At 73.8% G+C, this 18,120-nt stretch carries 14 protein-coding genes; 10 read left to right on the top strand and 4 right to left on the bottom strand.

Features of this window, described 5'->3' with window-relative positions:
* Nucleotides 1-267 precede the first annotated feature (267 nt).
* The 5 genes from AAFN69_RS29400 (at nt 268) to AAFN69_RS29380 (ending at nt 5,565) form a co-directional block, all read left to right on the top strand.
* Nucleotides 268-696 (top strand): hypothetical protein, encoded by a 429-nt coding sequence (locus tag AAFN69_RS29400; protein ID WP_347731901.1) that lies wholly within the window; start codon nt 268-270, stop codon nt 694-696.
* 347 nt (nt 697-1,043) lie between these two features.
* On the top strand, nt 1,044-2,096 hold the full coding sequence (locus AAFN69_RS29395) for a pyridoxal-phosphate dependent enzyme (protein ID WP_347731900.1): 1,053 nt from the start codon (nt 1,044-1,046) through the stop codon (nt 2,094-2,096).
* A 288-nt stretch (nt 2,097-2,384) separates the two neighbouring features.
* Nucleotides 2,385-3,434 carry an iron-siderophore ABC transporter substrate-binding protein gene (locus AAFN69_RS29390; RefSeq protein ID WP_347731899.1) on the top strand — a complete coding sequence of 350 codons (1,050 nt, stop codon included), beginning with the start codon at nt 2,385-2,387 and terminating at the stop codon, nt 3,432-3,434.
* A gap of 20 nt (nt 3,435-3,454) precedes the next feature.
* Nucleotides 3,455-4,486, top strand: coding sequence for an iron ABC transporter permease (locus AAFN69_RS29385; protein WP_347731898.1), 1,032 nt, complete (start codon nt 3,455-3,457; stop codon nt 4,484-4,486).
* The gene (locus AAFN69_RS29380) at nt 4,483-5,565 is read left to right on the top strand and encodes an iron chelate uptake ABC transporter family permease subunit (RefSeq protein ID WP_347731897.1); all 1,083 of its coding nucleotides are present in this window, start codon (nt 4,483-4,485) and stop codon (nt 5,563-5,565) included. The genes AAFN69_RS29385 and AAFN69_RS29380 overlap by 4 nt, the downstream gene beginning before the upstream one ends.
* 159 nt (nt 5,566-5,724) lie before the next feature.
* On the opposite strand, the gene AAFN69_RS29375 is transcribed toward AAFN69_RS29380, so the two are convergent.
* Nucleotides 5,725-6,552, bottom strand: coding sequence for a hypothetical protein (locus AAFN69_RS29375; RefSeq protein WP_347731896.1), 828 nt, complete (start codon nt 6,550-6,552; stop codon nt 5,725-5,727).
* Between the two features lie 380 nt (nt 6,553-6,932).
* Entirely contained in the window at nt 6,933-7,388 is a 456-nt protein-coding gene (locus AAFN69_RS29370) for a hypothetical protein (RefSeq protein ID WP_347731895.1), read from the bottom strand.
* A 345-nt stretch (nt 7,389-7,733) separates the two neighbouring features.
* Here AAFN69_RS29370 and AAFN69_RS29365 point away from each other — a divergent pair, with 345 nt between their 5' ends.
* The 5 genes from AAFN69_RS29365 to AAFN69_RS29345 all read left to right on the top strand — a co-directional run bounded on the left by AAFN69_RS29365 (nt 7,734) and on the right by AAFN69_RS29345 (nt 15,416).
* Entirely contained in the window at nt 7,734-8,687 is a 954-nt protein-coding gene (locus AAFN69_RS29365; RefSeq protein WP_347731894.1) for a helix-turn-helix domain-containing protein, read from the top strand.
* 262 nt (nt 8,688-8,949) lie between these two features.
* Nucleotides 8,950-11,376 (top strand): SpoIIE family protein phosphatase, encoded by a 2,427-nt coding sequence (locus AAFN69_RS29360; RefSeq protein ID WP_347731893.1) that lies wholly within the window; start codon nt 8,950-8,952, stop codon nt 11,374-11,376.
* 230 nt (nt 11,377-11,606) lie between these two features.
* A complete protein-coding gene (locus AAFN69_RS29355) occupies nt 11,607-12,128 on the top strand; it encodes a DinB family protein (protein WP_347731919.1) in 522 nt (173 codons plus the stop codon).
* Nucleotides 12,129-12,643: 515 nt separating this feature from the next.
* Nucleotides 12,644-13,837 carry a Cmx/CmrA family chloramphenicol efflux MFS transporter gene (locus AAFN69_RS29350; protein WP_347731892.1) on the top strand — a complete coding sequence of 398 codons (1,194 nt, stop codon included), beginning with the start codon at nt 12,644-12,646 and terminating at the stop codon, nt 13,835-13,837.
* Between the two features lie 163 nt (nt 13,838-14,000).
* Nucleotides 14,001-15,416, top strand: coding sequence for an MFS transporter (locus AAFN69_RS29345; RefSeq protein WP_347731891.1), 1,416 nt, complete (start codon nt 14,001-14,003; stop codon nt 15,414-15,416).
* A 282-nt stretch (nt 15,417-15,698) separates the two neighbouring features.
* On the opposite strand, the gene AAFN69_RS29340 is transcribed toward AAFN69_RS29345, so the two are convergent.
* Nucleotides 15,699-16,544 carry a DUF3592 domain-containing protein gene (locus AAFN69_RS29340; protein WP_347731890.1) on the bottom strand — a complete coding sequence of 282 codons (846 nt, stop codon included), beginning with the start codon at nt 16,542-16,544 and terminating at the stop codon, nt 15,699-15,701.
* A gap of 232 nt (nt 16,545-16,776) precedes the next feature.
* Nucleotides 16,777-18,099, bottom strand: coding sequence for a glycoside hydrolase family 18 protein (locus AAFN69_RS29335; protein WP_347731889.1), 1,323 nt, complete (start codon nt 18,097-18,099; stop codon nt 16,777-16,779).
* Nucleotides 18,100-18,120: the final 21 nt, after the last annotated feature.

The raw sequence follows: 18,120 nt of genomic DNA, 5'->3' as shown, positions 1-18,120 counted from the left end.
AGGGAGCGGGCGGCCCCCGGCATAGGACAAGGGAACGACCCGGTCACCCATAGGGTTGAGTTTCGGCCACCTTCGAACGAATTCCCCATTCCGGTAAGCCGAATGGCAGTGCCGGAGCTGGGAGAACACCGGTGGCGGGGAGCCCGGGCCCATGGATATCCGCCAGCACGGAACCATCCGGTCCGGCATCACCCTTCCAGGGGCTGTCCTCCTTGGGCGACCCGCGTGATCGCCTCCCGCGACGGCACGGGGTAACTTCGGTTCCCTATGAGACGTCCTGTGCGGTCCCGCGCGGGAGCGGCGCCCGGGCAGTGGCTGGTGCCGTTCCTGATCGCGACCATGCTCACCCTGCTGGTCGGTGTCTGCGACTCGGCGGGGCACCATCTGCTCACCGGCGCCCCGCAGAACGCCCCCGCCGCCCGATCGGCTCCGGCGGCATCGGCGGCTCCCGCGGCGTCGGCCGGCGGGTGGAGCGCGGAGCCGCTGGACGACACCTGTCACACCGGTTCCCCCGGTACCGAGCAGCATCTCGCGTCCCCGTCCGGCGGCGCGGAGCGCGTACCGCCCGAGGCGGGTGTGCCCGGCTCCGGGCAGACGCGTACGGCCGGTCCCGCGCGGGAGCGGCCCGCCGGGGCACCTCCCGGCACCGCGGACGGCCGGGATCTGCCCACCCTGTTGTGCGTCGACCGCAGATGACGGGGGCCGTCGCCCCGCCCCGGACCTGAGCCTTCCGGTCCGGCGGCCGGGCCGGCGCCTCACGATTCCCCTCTCCTTTCCCGGCGTCATCCCGCCCTCTGCGGCATGCACGGACGATTCCGGCCGGGCACCCCGGGCCGGCGGCTCGCGCGGCGGTGACGGCGGCGGTGACCGGACGGCGGCTCGCACCTCGCGGCCGTCGCCGTCGCTCCGCCCGTCACCGCGCCGCCGCCGCGCCCGACCGCTCCGTCGCCACCGCCCGGGCGTGCCGTTCCGCGCGGCACGCCCCCGTGCGCGCCCCCGGAGCCCGGCGGCGGGACGCCTCGTACGCGAAGGACGCACTCACCATGGACTGTCCCGCTCCGACCACCGCATTCCCCTCCCGCCGCGGCCGGCCGGCCGGCGTCGGGGACACCCCGCTGCTGCGCATCGGGAAACCCTTCACCGGCTCACCCGGCGGATTCTGGGCGAAGCTCGAGGGATTCAACCCCGGCGGCGTCAAGGACCGCGCCGCACTCCGTCTCGTCGCCTGCGCCAGGGAGCGGGGCGATCTGCGGCCGGGTGCCCCGATCGTGGAATCCGCCTCGGGCGCGCGGGCGCTCGCTCTCGCCCTGGCCGGCGCGGTCCACGGGCACCCGGTCCATCTCGTCACCGGATCCGCCCCGGACCCGGCGACGGGCCGGCTGCTCGGGGCGTACGGCGCGATCGTCCACCGGGTGGACGGTCCCCGGTCGCCCGGCGGCGGGGAGCGCGCCCGCCGCACCCGGGTCGCCGGGCTGCTGGCCGAACTCCCCGGGGCCTGGTGTCCCGACCGGTACCGCCATCCCGGTCTCGCGACCGCCTACGCCCCGCTCGCGGCGGAGTTGGCCGGGCGGCTGGAGCGGATCGATGTCCTGGTGTGCGCGGTGGGCACGGGCGGTCACGCCACCGGCATCGCCCGCGCGCTGCGGCTCTCCATGCCGGGACTGCGTCTGGCCGGTGTCGACTCCATCGGCTCCGCCGTCTTCGGGCAGCCGGCCCGGCTCCGGCTGATGCGCGGACTCGGCTCCTCGGTCCGCCCGGACGGCTTCGATCACGCCGCCTTCGACGAGGTCCACTGGGTCGCGCCGGGCGAGGCGGTCCGGACGGCCCGCCGGCTGGCCGAGCTGCGGTACGCCACCGGGGGCTGGAGTGTGGGCGCGGTGGCGCTGGCGGCCGGGTGGCTCGCCCGTACAGAACCGCCGGGCACCCGGATCGCGGCGGTCTTCCCCGACGGACCGCACCGGTACGCCGACACCGTGTTCAGTGATGCCCATTGCCGGGCGCACGGGCTGCTGGACCGCACGCCCCCGTCCCGGCCGGAGACCATCGGCACCCCCGGGGAGCGCGAGGCCGTCCGGTGGACCCGGTGGGTGCGGTGAGCCCCGGGACCCCGGAGCGGCGAAGGCGCGGCCCGCGCCGGTGACTCAGGACCTCCCGCGGCGTCCCGCGCGCCGGACGCCGCGGGAGCCCGGGGCGCCGCGGCTCCCGGCACGGATGTGCCGGGGGTCTCCCCGGGGATGGTTGAACGTTTCTCCAGTCGTAGCTTAGCCTTGCCTAAGTCGATCAGTGCCGTGTGTCGCCGTGCCCATCGTGGCGGGACGAGGGGGAGACCTTCCCCGAACACGCCCCGGCCGACCGCTTCACACGCCGACTCTTGAGGAACATCCATGCTCGGGTTCACTCGTGCGCGCCGCCGCGCGCTCGCCGCCGCGGCCACCGCAACCGCCGCCGTCCTGACCATCGGCGGCTGCTCGTCGTCCGGTGACGGTGACACGAAGTCCGAGGGCGGCGCCGCGAAGGGCGGCGGAGCGTTCCCGGTCTCCATCAAGAGCGCGCTCGGCACCGCGGAGATCCCCGCGCAGCCGAAGCGGGTCGTCACCCTCGGCCAGGGCTCCGCCGAGACCGCGATCGCGCTCGGCCACACGCCGGTGGGCATCGAGTCGTACGCCTGGGGCAGCGACAAGACCGGCTATCTGCCGTGGATCCACGAGGCCGTGACCAAGTCGGGCGAGAAGCTGCCCGAGCAGTTCGCGGGCGGCGAGGAACTCGACATCGAGACGATCACCGAGCTGGACCCGGATGTGATCCTCGCTCCCTGGTCGGGCGTCACACAGAAGCAGTACGACCTCCTGGAGAAGATCGCCCCCACGGTCGCCTACCCGGATCTGCCCTGGAGCACCAACTGGGACCAGCAGATCGACATCGTCTCCAAGGCGCTGGGCAAGCCCGCCGAGGCGCCGAAGCTGAAGGCGAGGATCGAGGAGCAGCTGGCCGCCGCCGCGAAGACCCGGCCGGACTACAAGAACCACACGTTCTCCTACATCTACAACACCGGCCCCGGCACGCTCGGCGTCTTCAAGCCCGACGAGCAGCGGGTCAAGATGGTCTCCTCGCTCGGTCTGACCGTCGACCCGGTGGTGAACGGCTTCAAGGAGACCGAGGGCACCGACTCGGCGCTCATCGGACTGGAGAACGCCGAGAAGCTCAAGGACAGCGATCTGGTCTTCACGTTCTACAGCGACGAGAAGAACCGCGAGGAGATCGAGGCCCAGCCGCTGTACGGCAGCATCCCGGCGGTGAAGAAGGGTGCCGTGGTCGTCGGTGACAACAACTCCTTCGTGACCGCGTCCTCGATCATCAACCCGCTGACCGTGCCGTGGACGATCGACCGGTATCTGCCGCTGATCGACAAGGCCGTCGCCGCCGCGGCCAAGTAAGCGGGGCACACCACCCCGCGATGGCCACCATCACTCGTGAACCGCCGGGCAGTGCCGCCGCCAAGGGCACTGCCCGGCGGTTGTGCGCCCTCCTCGCCGGCCTCGCCGTACTCGCGCTCGCGCTGGTCGCCAGTGTGGTGTTCGGCAGCCGGACCACCTCGCTGGGCGATGTCGCCGATGTGCTGACGGGCAGTGCCGGCCCCACGGTCACCACCGTCATCGAGAGCCGCTATCCGCGGACCGCGCTCGGTGTGCTGGCCGGTCTCTGTCTCGCGGTCGCGGGCACCCTGATGCAGGGAGTGACCCGCAACCAGCTGGCCGAGCCCGGGCTGCTCGGGATCAACGCCGGTGCCGCGGCCGGCATCGTCACGGCCACCGCCTTCTGGGGTGCGAGCGGCAGCACCGCCGCCATGTGGTGGGCACTGCCCGGCGCGCTCCTGGCCGGAGTCCTCGTCCAGATCATCGGCTCCTCCGGATCCGGCCGGAGCCAGGTCCGGCTGGTGCTGGCCGGCGCCGTGCTCTCGGCGATGCTCTTCGCGTACATCCAGGCGGTGTCGCTCAGCAAACCGGAGGTCTTCGACAGCTACCGGTACTGGGTGGTGGGAGCGCTCGGCGGCCGGAGTTTCGAGGTCTTCACCGCGATGCTGCCCTTCGCGGCGGCCGGTCTGCTGATCGCGCTGCTGCTCGGCCGCGGGCTCAACGCGCTGGCGCTCGGCGACTCGACGGCGGCGGCGCTCGGCGCCCGCCCCTGGCTGGTGCGCGGCGCCGGTCTGGTCGCCGCCACCCTGCTGAGCGCGGCGGCGACGGCCGCGGTCGGCCCGATCGCCTTCGTCGGACTGGCGGTCCCGCACATCGTCCGGGCCGTCATCGGGGTCGACTTCCGCTTCCAGATCCTCCTCTCGGCGATCATCGGCCCGTCGCTGCTGCTGGCCGCCGATGTGATCGGACGGGTGGTGATGCGCCCCCAGGAACTGATGGTCGGCGTCGTCACCGCCTTCGTCGGCGCGCCCGCGCTGCTCATCGCCGTACGCAGGATGAGGGGGAACGCATGACGCCGCCGGCGGCCGGGGCCGTGAAGCGCGCCGCTCCCCGCACCCGTTCCGCGCGGACCCGTCTCACCGCGGGCCGCCATGTCGCGATTCCGGTGCGGCGGATCTCCGTACTCGTCGCACTGGCGCTGCTGGTGCTGATCGCCGGCGCGGCGACCGCCACCCTCTCGCTCGGCCGGCTCGGCATTCCGGTCGCCGAGCTGGGCGAGGCGCTCGGCGGCGCGGCGCAGGGCAAGAACGCCTTCGTCCTGGCGGAGCTGCGCGGGCCCCGGCTGGTCACCGCACTCGGCACCGGCTGTGCGCTGGGGCTCTCCGGGGCGCTGTTCCAGTCGGCCACGCGCAATCCGCTGGGCAGCCCCGATGTGATCGGACTGGCCGCCGGAGCGGGCGCGGGGGCGGCGCTGGCCGCGCTGATGCTGCCCGGCACGGTCTCCGTGCCGCTGGGCGCGCTCGCCGGCTCCGTGCTCGCGATGGCGCTCGTGTACGTCTCCACCGGAACGGGTTTCCGCAACCCCGCCCGGCTGGTGGTCGCCGGTATCGGTGTCGCCGCCATCTGCACGGCGGTGACCCAGTACGTCGTGTACGCGATGAAGCGGGACAGCGCCTCGGCGCTCACCGCCTATGTCAACGGCAGCCTGTCGGCCCGCTCCTGGGACGACGCCACGACCATCGGTCTGGTGCTGCTGGTGACGGCCCCGCTCACCGCGCTGATCGGCAGGCGGCTGGAGATCGGTGAGATGGGCGACGACATCGCCGAAGGGCTCGGGGCCGGGCCCGGGCGCACCAAGACCTTCGCGGTGGTGCTGGCGATCGTGCTCTCGGCGGGGGCGGTGAGCGTCGCCGGGCCGATCGCCTTCATCTCGCTGACCGCGCCGCAGATCGCCCGGCGGCTCACCCGGGTGCCCGGCCCGCATCTGATGCTCTCCGCGCTGACCGGGGCGCTGCTGCTGGTGCTGGCGGATCTGTGCGCACAGCAGCTGGAGCTCTTCGACGATCTGCCGGTCGGTCTCTACACCATGGCGCTCGGCGGGGCCTATCTCGGATATCTGCTGATGCGGGAGCGGCGCAGGGGAGCTCTCTGAGCGGGTTTCCCCCCCGTCCGCGCGCCTCCGGGGCCGTCACCGCTGATCGCGGTGACGGCCCCGGTGGTTTCCCCCGTGCCTCGGGGGCGGGGAGCCGGGCGCGTACCGCCCCCGCCCGGCCGCGTACGGCTCCCCGGTCCATGGGTCCCGCGCGGGCGGTCAGTCCCGCCCGAGCACCCGGTCCGCGCCGGCGAGCTGCCGCCGGATGTCCTGTGCGACGGCGGCCAGCTCCCGCCTGTGGTCCCCCATCGCCCGCCGCTGGTACGCCGCGTCGACCGAGAACCAGACGCCGATGACATTGGTCTCCCACTTGCACCGCACATCGGCACGGGCGAGGGCCAGCTCGGCGGCGCCGGCCTCGGGCCCGCCGAATTCGGGGGCGGTGCCCGGCACCCGGGTCGGGTCCGGGTAGTCGTGGCCGTGTCCGGCCATACACCGCGACCAGGCGCGGAAGACCTCGCGCACCCGGGGATCGCGCTGCGACCGCTGATAGCTGCCGATGTTGACGGCACCCACGAGCTCCCGGTTGCCGATCTTCTCCGGATCCCCCGAGAGTGCGGCGGTGGCCTCGCCGAGGCATCCGCCGGGCGGAAGGGTCCGGCCCCGCCGGTCGGTGCGCACCGGGGTCCCTCCCGCGTCGAGGCCGGTCAGGGCCGCCATCTGCTCCGGGCCCGGCGACGGACCGGAGCTCTTCTCCGGTTTCCCGGCCGGGTGGGCGTCCGGCGCGGCCGGGTGGTAGCCGACCCGGGCCGCGACGGACATGCTGCTCAGCCCGTATCGGTGGGCGGTGTTGGCCGGGTTCAGCGTGCCGGTCCCGCGGGATCGCGCGGGGGGCTCGGGCCAGTCGTGCCCGTACCGCCGCATACAGCGCGCGGTCAGGATCCCCCGGGCCCGGAGCAGCCGCGTGACCTGGCGGTCCGTGAAGAGATAGGGCTCGATGGGGAGCACCAGCGCATCGGCCGTGCGCAGCCGCGGCACCGTGTGCACCGGCGGCAGCGGCTCCGGGGCGGGAGCGCCTCCCGGTCCGCCGGACGGCTGCGGCGCGCAGCCCGCCAGGGCGGCGAGCAGCAGAAGCAGTGCGGCCGTCCGGCGTCTCCCCCGCGATGTCCCGTACGCCCTTCCCGCCGTCCGGCCGGCCGGACGGCCGCCCCCGGACCTGCCGGGTGTCTTCCCTCCGGTTCCGCCGACCGCCTTCACCCCGCTCCTGCCGGGTGCCTCCGCTCCGGTCCTGCCGGGTGTCCTTCCCGGTGCCCCGCCCGCGGTCTTTCCCGCTGTCTTCCCGCCCGGTTCCATCCCCGGGTTCCCTTCTGCCTCGGTGCCGCGCCGGGGCCCGCCCGCGGTGGGGTGCGGACGGGCCCGGTGATGTGTCAGTTCCACCAGCCGAGCGAGGCGTTGTTGTTGCGCACCCCGCTGTTCAGCGCGCGGGCGTTGCCGGGGTAGAAGTCGTCGTACGGCGCCGGGCCGCTCGCGTTCTGGTTCTCGTTGTAGTAGATACGGGCGGTCCAGTTCGCGTCGTTGTTCCAGGCGCGGTTGACGTTGTTCTTCACCCGCAGGCCGTGGCCCTCACCGCCGGCGGCGAAGGTGTGGCCCGCGAAGTCGTCCACGGCTCCGTCGTACTTGCTCCAGGAGCTGTTGGCGGACGCGCTGTAGTAGAGGTAGATGTTGCCGTCCCAGGCCGCCGCCCGCTGCTGCGGCGCGGCCGGTGCCGCCCGCCCGGCGGAGGGGGCGGACGCGGTGGCCGGCCCGATGGCCAGTGCCGTGGTGGTGGCCATCATGGCCGCCGCGATGGTGAGAATGCCCGCCGTGCGTCGTACGGATGTCATGTGGTTCCTCTCATCGCCCGGGGCGGTACCGGAATCCGTCGGCGGATTCCGGTGCCCGTCTCCCGGTGTCTGCTGAGAAACCTAGGCCGGTCCGACGGTTAAGCGGAATCTTCTTCGGTCCTGGCCGAAGGTCATCTAATGGCGGATTACGGACTACCGCCGAGGGGCAGGGAGGGGAAGAGTAGGACCCCTGGGGCAGCAGCTTTTCACGGGGGTACGTTCGTGCTGCGCATCCATTTCAGTACAGAGGACCTCGGGCGGATTCAGCTGGCCCCGGGGCCGGATCCCGCTTGGGAAACTCTTCTCAGCCTGCATGTTCTCGGAAGCGATGACGATGACGTCGGGATGCGCGGCTGGCGTGGCCGGCTGCGCGGAACACTCGCCCCGGCGGCCCGGCCGCTGCTGCTGCTCGCACCGCCGCGCGGCTATTCGCCGGACTTCCTCACTCCTGCCGAGGGTGTCGCCTGTGCCGAAAGCGGAATCGAAGCGATCCTCTCGGTTCCTCGCACACGACTGCGAATGGATATGGCCACGCTCGGGCGGGAACAGCAGCTGCCGTCCTGGGCCCGGGTGCTCGCGGACGGCCGGCCGGAGGCACTGCGGGGCCTGGGCAGCGCGCTCCGCCAGTACCACCGGCAGGCGCTCCGGCCCCACTGGCGGCAGATCGCGGCGACCGTCGACGCCGACCGGGCGGCGCGCGCCGGGGCGTTTCTGGCCGGGGGGACGGACGGTCTGCTCGCGAGTCTCCACCCGGCGATCACCTGGGAGCCGCCGGTGCTGCGGGTCCGCTATCCGGTCGACCGCGATCTGCACCTTCAGGGGCGCGGGCTGCGGCTCGTGCCGTCCTTCTTCTGCCGGGGGAAGCCGATCTGTCTGCGGGACGCCGAACTGACACCCGTTCTGGTGTATCCGGTGGTCCGCACCCTGGGCGCGCTGGACCAGATCGCGGCCACTCCGGGCACCGACACCCTCGCCCGGCTGCTCGGCCGCACCCGGGCGGCGACGCTGTGCATGATCGCCGGCTCGGAGCACACCACCGGCCACGAGATCGCCCGCCGGCTGGAGATCTCCCCGGCGTCGGCGAGCGAACACGCCACCGTACTGCGGGACGCCGGCCTGATCCGCAGCCTGCGGGTGCGCAACACCATCCGCCACGCGCTCACGCCGCTGGGCATGGAGCTGCTGGAGGGGCGGACCCTGCCCGCGGTCCCGGATGTGCTGTCGCCGCCCGCCGCCGCTCCGGACGTGTGGTCGCGGACGGCGGCCGGCCGGACCCGGGCGGAGGCGCACTGCGGCTGAGGACGCCGGACCGGCGGCCGGCCGGATCGGGTGTCCGGCCGGATCGGGTGTCCGGCTCATCTCCCTTCTCTGCGAAGCTTTCTGACACATAATCACCACCGTCGCACCGATGATTCGCCCCCACCGCCGGGGCCACCGCGGCATAGAGTGGGGCGCCGACGGCGAGGTGTCCATCTCGGCCGGGCCCGGCTTTGCCCACAGCAGTGTCATCACCACCGGGTGCCACCGGCACGGCCACGGCTTCTGGTAGGCGGTACGGGCCTTGAGCAGGCATGACTTCACTTTCTGCGGGACCGAGTCAGCAGCTGTCTATGTGCTGTCCGAGGAGGGCGACAGCCTCGATCTGGCCGAGGCGGTGGACGGCACGGAGGCCGCGTACGCGTTGCCGGCCGTCGTCCAGCTCGCGGGCCGCTCCCCCGTCGCCGACACCTTCCGCACCGGGCGTCCGCTGTGGCTCGGGCCCGAGGAGCTGGCGCGGTTCGCCGCCGACGGCTCCCGGCCCGTCCGGGACACCGCTCTGCGGGACCACCTCAAGACCTGGCCGCCCGGGGCGGCGCTGGGAGTGCTCCCGCTCGGCGGGCATGCCAACCGGCTGGGCTGTCTGGCGGTCATGGGCGGTCTGCCCGGCGGCTTCGACTCCGACCGCCGCCATCTGCTGGAGCTGTACGCGGACCAGGTGACCGCCGGGGTGGAGGCCGTGGTCTCCCCGCTGGTCCGGCGGCCCCGCGGGACCGGGGAGAAGGTCCGGGGGCTGGTGCCGCTGCGCAGCGGGGCTCTCACCCTGGCGACCGCCGCCGGGGAGATGACGGCGGACGCGCGGGTACTGGAGCTGCTCGGACTGTCCGCCGGGGGTTTCGACGGACGGGTCGAGACCCTGCTGGCCTGTGCGGTGCCCGACGATGTGCCGGCCCTGATGTCGGTGGTGGAGCCGGGCCGTTCCTCGCCGGCCGATCATCAGCTGACCTTCCGCATCCGCCGGTCCAACGGCGAGCTGCGCTGGCTGGGGCTGCGCTGCCGCACCCTGCTCGCGCCGGACGGCACCCCCGAGCGCGTCCTGGGTGTGATGGCCGACGCCTCGTCGCTGCGGCCCGGCGCCGACGAGGTGTCCATGGTGCGCCGGCTCTCCGCGAGACTGGCCGGGGCGAGCACCGTCCGCGAGGTCGGCGAGGTGACCGTCGGGGCTCTGCGGGGGCCGCTCGGCGCCGACCGGATAGCGGTGGCGGAGCTGACGGCCGACCGGCTGGTGGTCACCGTGCTCGACCCGCCGCAGCGGGACGCCTGGCCGGAGGTCTGGCGTTCCGAGTGGCGTTCGGAGTGGCCCGACGCGCCGAGCGGTGCGCTGCCGACCCTGCGGGGCGCGCTGCGCGAGGGCACGGTGGCGATCTGGCTGCCGGGCTCCGATCTCGAACCGGGGCTCGCCGGCATAGGCCCCGGCGGCCTCGCGGTGCTGCCCCTCCAGGCGGAGGGCAGGACGGTGGGGGCGGCGCTGGTGGGCTGGGACCGGGAGCGCGCCTTCGGGCAGGAGGAGCGCTCCCTGCTGACGGCGACGGCGAGCCTGGTGGGGCAGGCACTGATGCGCGCCCATGCCCTGGACGCCCGGCACGAGCTGGCCCGGACACTCCAGCGCAGTCTGCTGCCCCGGAAGCTGCCGGTACTGGCGGGCGGCAAGGCGGTCGCCCGCTATCTGCCCGCGACGGCCGGGCTGGAGGTCGGCGGGGACTGGTACGACGTGATACCCCTGCCGGACAGTCATGTGGCCCTGGTCATCGGCGATGTCCAGGGCCACAGTGCGGAGGCGGCCACCATCATGGGCCAGATGCGTACCGCGATCCGTGCGTACGCGGTGGAGGGGCATCCGCCGGATGTGGTGGTCAGCCATGCGAACCGGCTGCTCATGGGCATGGAGACCGATCTCTTCGCCACCTGCTGCTATGTGGATCTGGACATGGAGGAGGGGGTGGCCCGCACGGTCCGGGCGGGGCATCCGCCCCCGCTGCTGCGCCACCCCGACGGCTCCACGGAGGAGCTCTGTGTCCAGGGCGGGCCGCCGCTGGGCGTGACGACGGACGCGCAGTACCCCATGACGGAGTTCGGGCTGGCCCCGGGCTCGCTGCTCACCCTGCTGACGGACGGTCTGGTGGAGTCGGCGCGGCTGCCGCTGGAGGAGGGGATGAAGCGGCTCCGCGCACTGCTGGGGGCGGCCGATCCGGCCGACACCGGCGGCACCGCCGACGCGCTCCTCGGGCATCCGGAGCGGCGGGACGACGATGTGGCGGTGCTGCTGCTGCGGTACGACGGGGTGGCCACCCGGCCGGTCCGGGAGCGGTGGCCCGTCTGGCGGCTGCCGGACGCCATCGTCCATGCCCGGCGCTTCACCGCCCGTACGCTCCGCTCCTGGGAGGCGGCGGGCGATGTGGACATCGCGCTGCTGATCGTCTCCGAGCTGGTGACCAACGCCATCGCTCACACGGAGGGCCGGGTGCGGCTGGATCTGACCCTGATACAGGACCGGCTGCGGATCGCGGTCAACGACTCCTCGCCGCGCTCCCCGGGCAGACCGCCCTCGGTCGATCCGGACGCGACCGGGGGACGGGGGCTGCTCATCGTGGAGGCGCTGTCGTCGGCCTGGGGATGGGTGCCCTTCGCCGGGGGCAAGCAGGTGTGGGCCGAGGTCTCGCTGACGCGGTAGGCGAAGCGGAGCGGGCCGGGCGGCGGCGGGGCCGATACGGGCCGGGCGGGGCCGCCGGGCCCGTAAAAGCGGTCGCGGATCGGCGGCGCGTCACCGATCATCGGGAGATGTCCGAGAACAGCGGCCGGAAACGGCCCGAGAACACCCCCGAAGATCCCGCCGAGACCGCCGCAGAACCGGCCGGAGAGGCGGACACGGGCCTTCCGGAGCGCCGCTTCGGCTGGCAGGACATGATCGTGAACCCTGATGACGACCCGCGCGGCGACGGCGGCCTCACGGGCGAGCGGGAGACCCTGGCCGGTTTCCTCCGGGATCAGCGCCTCACCCTGGAGCTGAAGTGCGCCGGTCTCGACGCCGCCGCGCTGGCGAGCCGTTCGGTGCCGCCGTCCGATCTCTCGCTGCTCGGGCTGGTGCGTCATCTGGCGGATGTGGAGCGGGCCTGGTTCCGGCAGATCCTGGACGGGCAGGACGTGCCGCGCCGCTATCGCACGGCGGACGACCGCGACGGCGCCTTCACCGGCGCGGTGGCGGATCCCGCGGTGGTCGCCGAGGCGTGGGAGAGCTGGCGCGAGGAGGTCGCCTTCGCGGAGGAGTGGGTCAGCCGTGCGCCCGGTCTCGACAGCACCGTGCTGCACGACGGGGAGCCGGTCTCCGTCCGTGAGGTCGTGGTGCACATGATCGAGGAGTACGCCCGGCACAATGGCCACGCGGACTTTCTGCGGGAGCGGATCGACGGACTGGTCGGCCAGTAGCGGCACAACGCGAGCCGGGGGCGGTGTCCGGGCCGCGCGGGCCGTCGGGCCGTTTCTCACGGATCGGCCCGGATCGGTGAGATGGTGGCGCGCGGGGGAGGCTCCGGTGCGCGCGGTCGCGAGGCGGAGGACGGAGTCCACGCGGAGCGCCGGCGACGGACACCGACGCGGCGTGGGGCACCACCCGGACCGCCGGGCCCGGAGGAAGAGCGGTGCCCGGGGGTACGGGTACCCCCGGCGGTACCCGGCGCAGGCACGCGAGCCCGGGAAGGTCGTCAGCGAGGGCCAAATCGCTGGACACCCGTCCCCCGCCCTCCCTATTCTCCGATCATGTCCAGCCCCGAGTCCGACAGACTCCGGCCACCGGCCGCCCGGTGGCCTTTCCCGCTGTCGCTCTGACACCCCGCGCCCGGGGAGACCCCGAGGCGCCCGGGTGCATGCCCCGGCACCGGTACGAGAGCCGCCCGCGGCCCACGCCGCCCTGTTGCACTCTGTCGTGGCTGTGGAGTCTCTCTGTGCCTCTCGTTCTTCTTCTGCTCGGACTGGCCGTCTTCGCCCAGGGAACATCCGAGTTCATGCTCGCCGGTCTGATCCCGGACATCTCCCGTGATCTTCAGGTGTCGATTCCGGCCGCCGGTGCTCTGACCTCTGCCTTCGCCGTGGGGATGGTGGTCGGGGCGCCGCTGATGGCGCTGCTCGGCATGCGCTGGTCGCAGCGGCGCGCGCTGCTGACCTTCCTCGTCGTCTTTCTTCTCGTCCATGTCGTGGGCGCGCTGGCCACCGATTACGCCGTGCTGCTGGCCACCCGGCTGGTGGCGGCACCGGCCTATGCCGGCTTCCTGGCGGTCGCGCTGGCGACGGCGGCCGGGCTGGTCCCGCCCGGCGCCCGGGGCCGTGCCGCCTCGGTGCTGCTCGGCGGGGTCACCCTGGCCTGTGTCGTGGGCGTGCCCGGGGGTGCGCTCCTCGGCCGGATCTGGGGGTGGCGCGCGGTGTTCTGGGCGGTGGCGCTGCTCTCGCTGCCCGCCGTCGCCGCCATTGTGAAGTGGGTGCCGGAGAGCACTCCGGACCGGGCGTCCGGCGCGCGGCGCGCACAGCTGCGCGCTCTGCGCCGCACCCCGGGGCTCGGGACGCTCCTGCTGCTGAGCGCGCTGGTGAACGGCGCGACCTTCTGCACCTTCACCTATCTGGCACCGCTGATCACCGAGGTCGGCGGGATCGGTCCGGACCGGGTGCCCGCGGTGCTGGCGCTGTTCGGTGCGGGATCCCTCATCGGTGTCACGGTCGCCGGCCGGTACGCCGACACCCATTCCCCGGCCCTGCTCAGGGTCTGCGGGGCGGCACTGCTCGCGGGCTGGATCGTGCTCGCGGTCTCGGCGGGGAACCCGGTGGCGGCGCTCGTGCTCGTACTCGTCCAGGGGGCGCTGTCCTTCGCGGTCGGCTCGGTCCTGGTCTCCCGGGTGCTCCACACCGCCTCCGGCGCCCCGGATCTGGCCGGGGCGAGTGCCACCACCGCCTTCAACGCCGGCGCGGCCGTCGGCCCCTGGCTCGGCGGGGCCGCCATCACCGCCGAAGCGGGTTACCGCGCGCCGGTATGGGTGAGCGCGGGGCTGGTGGCCGCGGCCGGCGCGGTCGCCCTCGCGGCCGGGCTCCGGGCGCTTCGCAGGCGCGGAAAACCACTCGGGCCCGGGCGGGAGGGTTCCGTACAGTGAGGGCATGAGCCGACGACATTGATCCACCGCCGAGGTTCCGGCCGGTACGGGCGAAGCCGCCCGTACCGGTGGCCGCCGCGCGCGGTGCCGGGGCCGGTGGTGCCGGGGTCCGCCGGAGTGGGAGTGCGTTCCGCCGCCGTCCGCTCCGTCCGAAGGACCTGCCGTGCCCGTCTCCCCTTCCCTCCGCCCGTCCGCGCGCCCCGGAGTCCCGGTCCGGCGGCTGGAGCGCAGGCTGCTCGCCTGTGCGGGCTTCGAGGATCTGATTCTGCTGTATCCGCTCTACGCGGTGCTGTTCACCGAGCACGGTCTCGGCACCGCGCAGATCTCGTCCCTGTTCGCCATCGCGTCACTGACCGGACTGCTGATCGAGGTGCCGTCCGGTGTCTGGGCGGATCTGGTCTCCCGCCGGCTGGTGCTGATCTGCGGGCCGCTGCTGTCCGCGGCGGGTTTCGCGCTCTGGGTCGCCGTCCCGTCGTACGGGGCCTTCGCGCTCGGCTTCGTCCTGTGGGGCGCGGGCGGTTCACTGCGCTCCGGCGCGTTCGAGGCGCTGGCCCATGACGAGCTGGAGCGGCTGGGCGCGGGCGGGCGGTACACCCGGCTGATGGGCCGCTGCACGGCGGTGAGCGCGACCGCCACGGCGGTGGCGACGGCGGTCGCGGGGCCGGTTCACGCACTCGGCGGCTATCCGGTGCTGGGGATCGCCAGTGTGGCGGCCTGTCTGCTCTGCGCGGCGGCAGCGGCCGGCCTGCCCGAGCACCGGCACCGCTCCGGCGCCACGCGCGGGTGTTCCGACCCCGGTTCGGGCTCCGCCGCCGGTTGCGGCTCGGACCGCGGGTCCGGATCCGGCCCGGACCGCGGGTCCGCTTCGGATTCCGCAGCCGGGTCCGGTGCGGGCTCCGGTTCCGCTTCCGGTGCGGACCTTGGTTCCGGTTCCGGTTCCGCTTCCGGGGCGGCTGCCCGCCCGGGGCCGGTCGCCACGCTCCGGCTGGGCCTGGCCGAAGCCCGCGGGAGCGGATCCGTGCGGTACGCCCTGCTGATGGCGGTGGTCCTGACCGCGATCTGGGGAGCCCTGGACGAGTATGTGCCGCTGCTGGCGGCCGAATCCGGCGCGGCCGTGGAGCATATTCCGTTTCTCGTTCTGGCGGTCTGGGCCGGAGTGACCGCCGGCGGACTGCTCGCCGACCGCGCGGACCGGCTGTCGGGCGGCGCGGTGCGGCTGTCGGGGCTGTTCCCGGCCGGCGCGCTCACCGCCGCCGGCGCGCTGCTGGCGTCGGGTGCGCTGCTGGGCGGCGCGGCGGGGTTCCTTCTGCTCGGTCTGGCGTTTCTGGTGTTCCAGGCGGCCGATGTCGTCGCCGACGCGCGACTCCAGTCGGCGATCACCGGACCGAGCCGGGCGACGGTGACCTCGCTCGCCGGATTCGGCGGCAGCGCGGTGACTCTCCTGGTGTACGCGGTGTACGGCGCCGCCTCGGGGCTGCTGGGCCATGCGCAGCTCTTCGCGCTCTTCGCCCTCCCGTGCGCGGCCGTCGCGGCGGTGATGGCACACACCGGGCGCACCGCCGGGAGGGAGCGTTCCTGACGTCCGGTATCGGCCACCGGCCGACCATTTCGCGCCCTGCACAGGTTACTGATCGGCTATACAGTAAGCGGGCCGATCAGGCCAGGTCGACCCGGTCGGGGGGCCGGGCCGCCCGGCGCATCGGCACCGGCGGGCGCGTCTCCCGCGCCGGCGGGAAAGGGAATGACGGCGGTTGCGACGTCGAGCTCCGCGCCCGGCCGGCGAGGGACCCCGGGGCGGACCGGCGAGGTCCGGCGCCCGGTGACACCGCCTCCGGTGTCGAGGCACCGCGAGCGCCCGGGCTCAGGACGTCGCCAGGAGATACAGGATGAAGAGGCCGAGCGAGGCGAGCAGAGCGCCCATGGCCACCATCACCGCGGTGTTGAAGGAGTGGCTGAACGTCTTCGGCCGGGTGGCCAGGCCCGGGTTCTCCGGGTCGTAGGTGACGTCCACGGGCCCCTTGGGAGGCGCGGCCCACACGGAGACCACGGACCGGACCCCCTCATGAGACGTCCCGTCGAGCGCGGTGAAGGCGAGCAGCGGATAGCGCTGGATGCTGCCCTTCGAGCCGGCCGAGAGGGAGCCGGTGACCTGGCCGGTCACCGTGACCCCCCGGCGCCGCAGGACGCGCATCGGCCGGATGCGGCGGGTCACCGCGACCCCGGTCATGAAGGCGCCCAGCGGCGTCAGCCAGGAGACGAAGGCCAGGGTGCCCGGGCCGCCGATCGCCACAATGGCGATCAGCCAGACCAGGGCCGCCCCGACGGCGGTCTGCTCCCGCCGGAATTCGGCCGTCAGGAAGGGATGCCGGGCCCTGGGCCGGCTCTCCCTGACGACCAGGGAGTGACCGTCCGGGGCGGGCGGGACGGTGGCCAGCACGGCTCGTATCCGGTCACGGAACGCCTTGGCCACGATCACATTGGCGGCGGGCATCGAGAGGGCCGCGTCCAGGCCGCGGAGCGCGCCGGCCGGGTCCCCGCTCAGCTCGACCCGTACGGCGCTGCCCTCTGCCAGCTCCGCCGAGCGGATCGCTTCCACCGGTATGTTCCAGACGGCGCGGTCGCGCTCCACGGAGAGCCGCAGGCCGTCGAAGCGGGCCCTGGCGCCGCCGGAGGCGATCACCAGTTCGGGTGATGGGTTGCTGGACATGTCCGGAGCATAGGCGGAAGCGCCGGTGCGGCCACCATCCGGCCGCCCCGGAACCCGCCCGCGGCCCCTCCCCGCACGCCCGTGCCGCTCCCGCGATCCGGGCCCCGGCCGGCACCACCAGGGGCGTGACCCGGGCCGCCGGGGCACGGGTCCCCCTCCCCGGCGCCGCGGGCGGGCCCGGCACCGGGGAGGGACCGGGGCGCCCCGCCCGCCACCGGGCCGCGACCGCGGGTCAGCGCCGCAGACCGCGGTCCAGCGCGGAGATCAGCGAGCCCTGGGCGTCATCCCCGTCCAGGGACCAGACCATCACGCCGCCGAGGCCGTTCCGCTTGGTGTAGCGGGCCTTCTGGGCGGCGGTGGCCGGGGTGTCGTACGTCCAGAACTCGGTGCCGTCGTACTTCCAGGCCGCGCCGTGCCTGCGGTCGGTGTGCACGGTGCCCGGCAGGTCCTTGACGGCCTTGTAGGGGAGCTGGCCGCCGCCGCGCGGGGACATGCCGGTGGCGGGCTGGTAGAGGCCGTTCTTCGCCCCGGCGGGCACTCCCGTCCAGCCGTAGCCCCAGGACGGCACCCCGAGCACCGCCTTGTGGGCCGGCAGGCCGCCGGCCAGGTAGTGCCGCACCACCTTGTCCGCGCTGTAGCTGTAGTCGGCTCCGGAGGGGTCGGCCGGGTCGGTGTAGAGGTTCGCCTGGTGGTTGGTCGGGCCCTGCGGCTCCCAGGAGCCGTGCATGGTGTAGGTCATCAGGTTCAGGAAGTCCACTTGGCGGGCGACCTTCCGCAGCTCCAGCCGGTCCGCGACGGCGGTGTTGTTGGCCACGGCCGCCGTCAGCAGGTGGCGCCCCCGCCCGGTGCCGCCCACCGCGTCCAGCTGCCGCCGGAACTCGGTCAGCAGCAGGGTGAAGTTGCGGCCGTCCTCGGGGCGCACGTGGTTGTCCGGCAGACCGTCGCCGCCCGGGTGCTCCCAGTCGAGGTCGATGCCGTCGAAGACGCCCGCGCCGCTGCCCGGGCCGCCCCCCGGCGCGTCCAACTGCGGCAGGTTGCCCTTGATGTAGAGGTCGACGCAGGAGGCCACGAACTTCTTGCGGGCGGCGTCGGTGGCGGCCACGTCCGAGAAGTACTTGGACCAGCCCCAGCCGCCGATCGAGATGACGACCTTCAGGTGGGGGTTCTTCGCCTTCAGCTTCCGCAACTGGTTGAAGCTGCCCTTCAGCGGCTGGTCCCAGTTGTCGGCGACGCCGTCCACCGAGTCGGCGGCGTCGATCGGGCGCTGGTAGTCGGCCCAGGCGTCGGCCTGGTCGGCCTGGTTGTCCTCGAAGCAGGTGCCCTCGGGGGAGATGTTGCCGAAGGCGTAGTTGATCACGGACAGCTTCGACGCCTGGCCCGAGTCCTGGACCTTCTTGGCGGAGAAGCCGCTGTAGACGCTCCACCCGGTGAAGTAGGCCACGCGGTGGCCGGGCAGCCGGCGGCTGTCGTCGTCATCGGCTTGAGCGGTCGTGGGGACCGCGACGAGCGAGGCGAGCAGAGCCGTCGCCAGGAACGCGGAGGTGCGTCTGAACATACTGGTGGCCTTGTCTGAGGG

The organism is Streptomyces sp. CAU 1734 (assembly GCF_039888735.1).
GTDB lineage: Bacteria > Actinomycetota > Actinomycetes > Streptomycetales > Streptomycetaceae > Streptomyces.
Note: the sequence above shows the minus strand (reverse complement) of the source record. Positions and strands in the feature narration are given on the sequence as shown.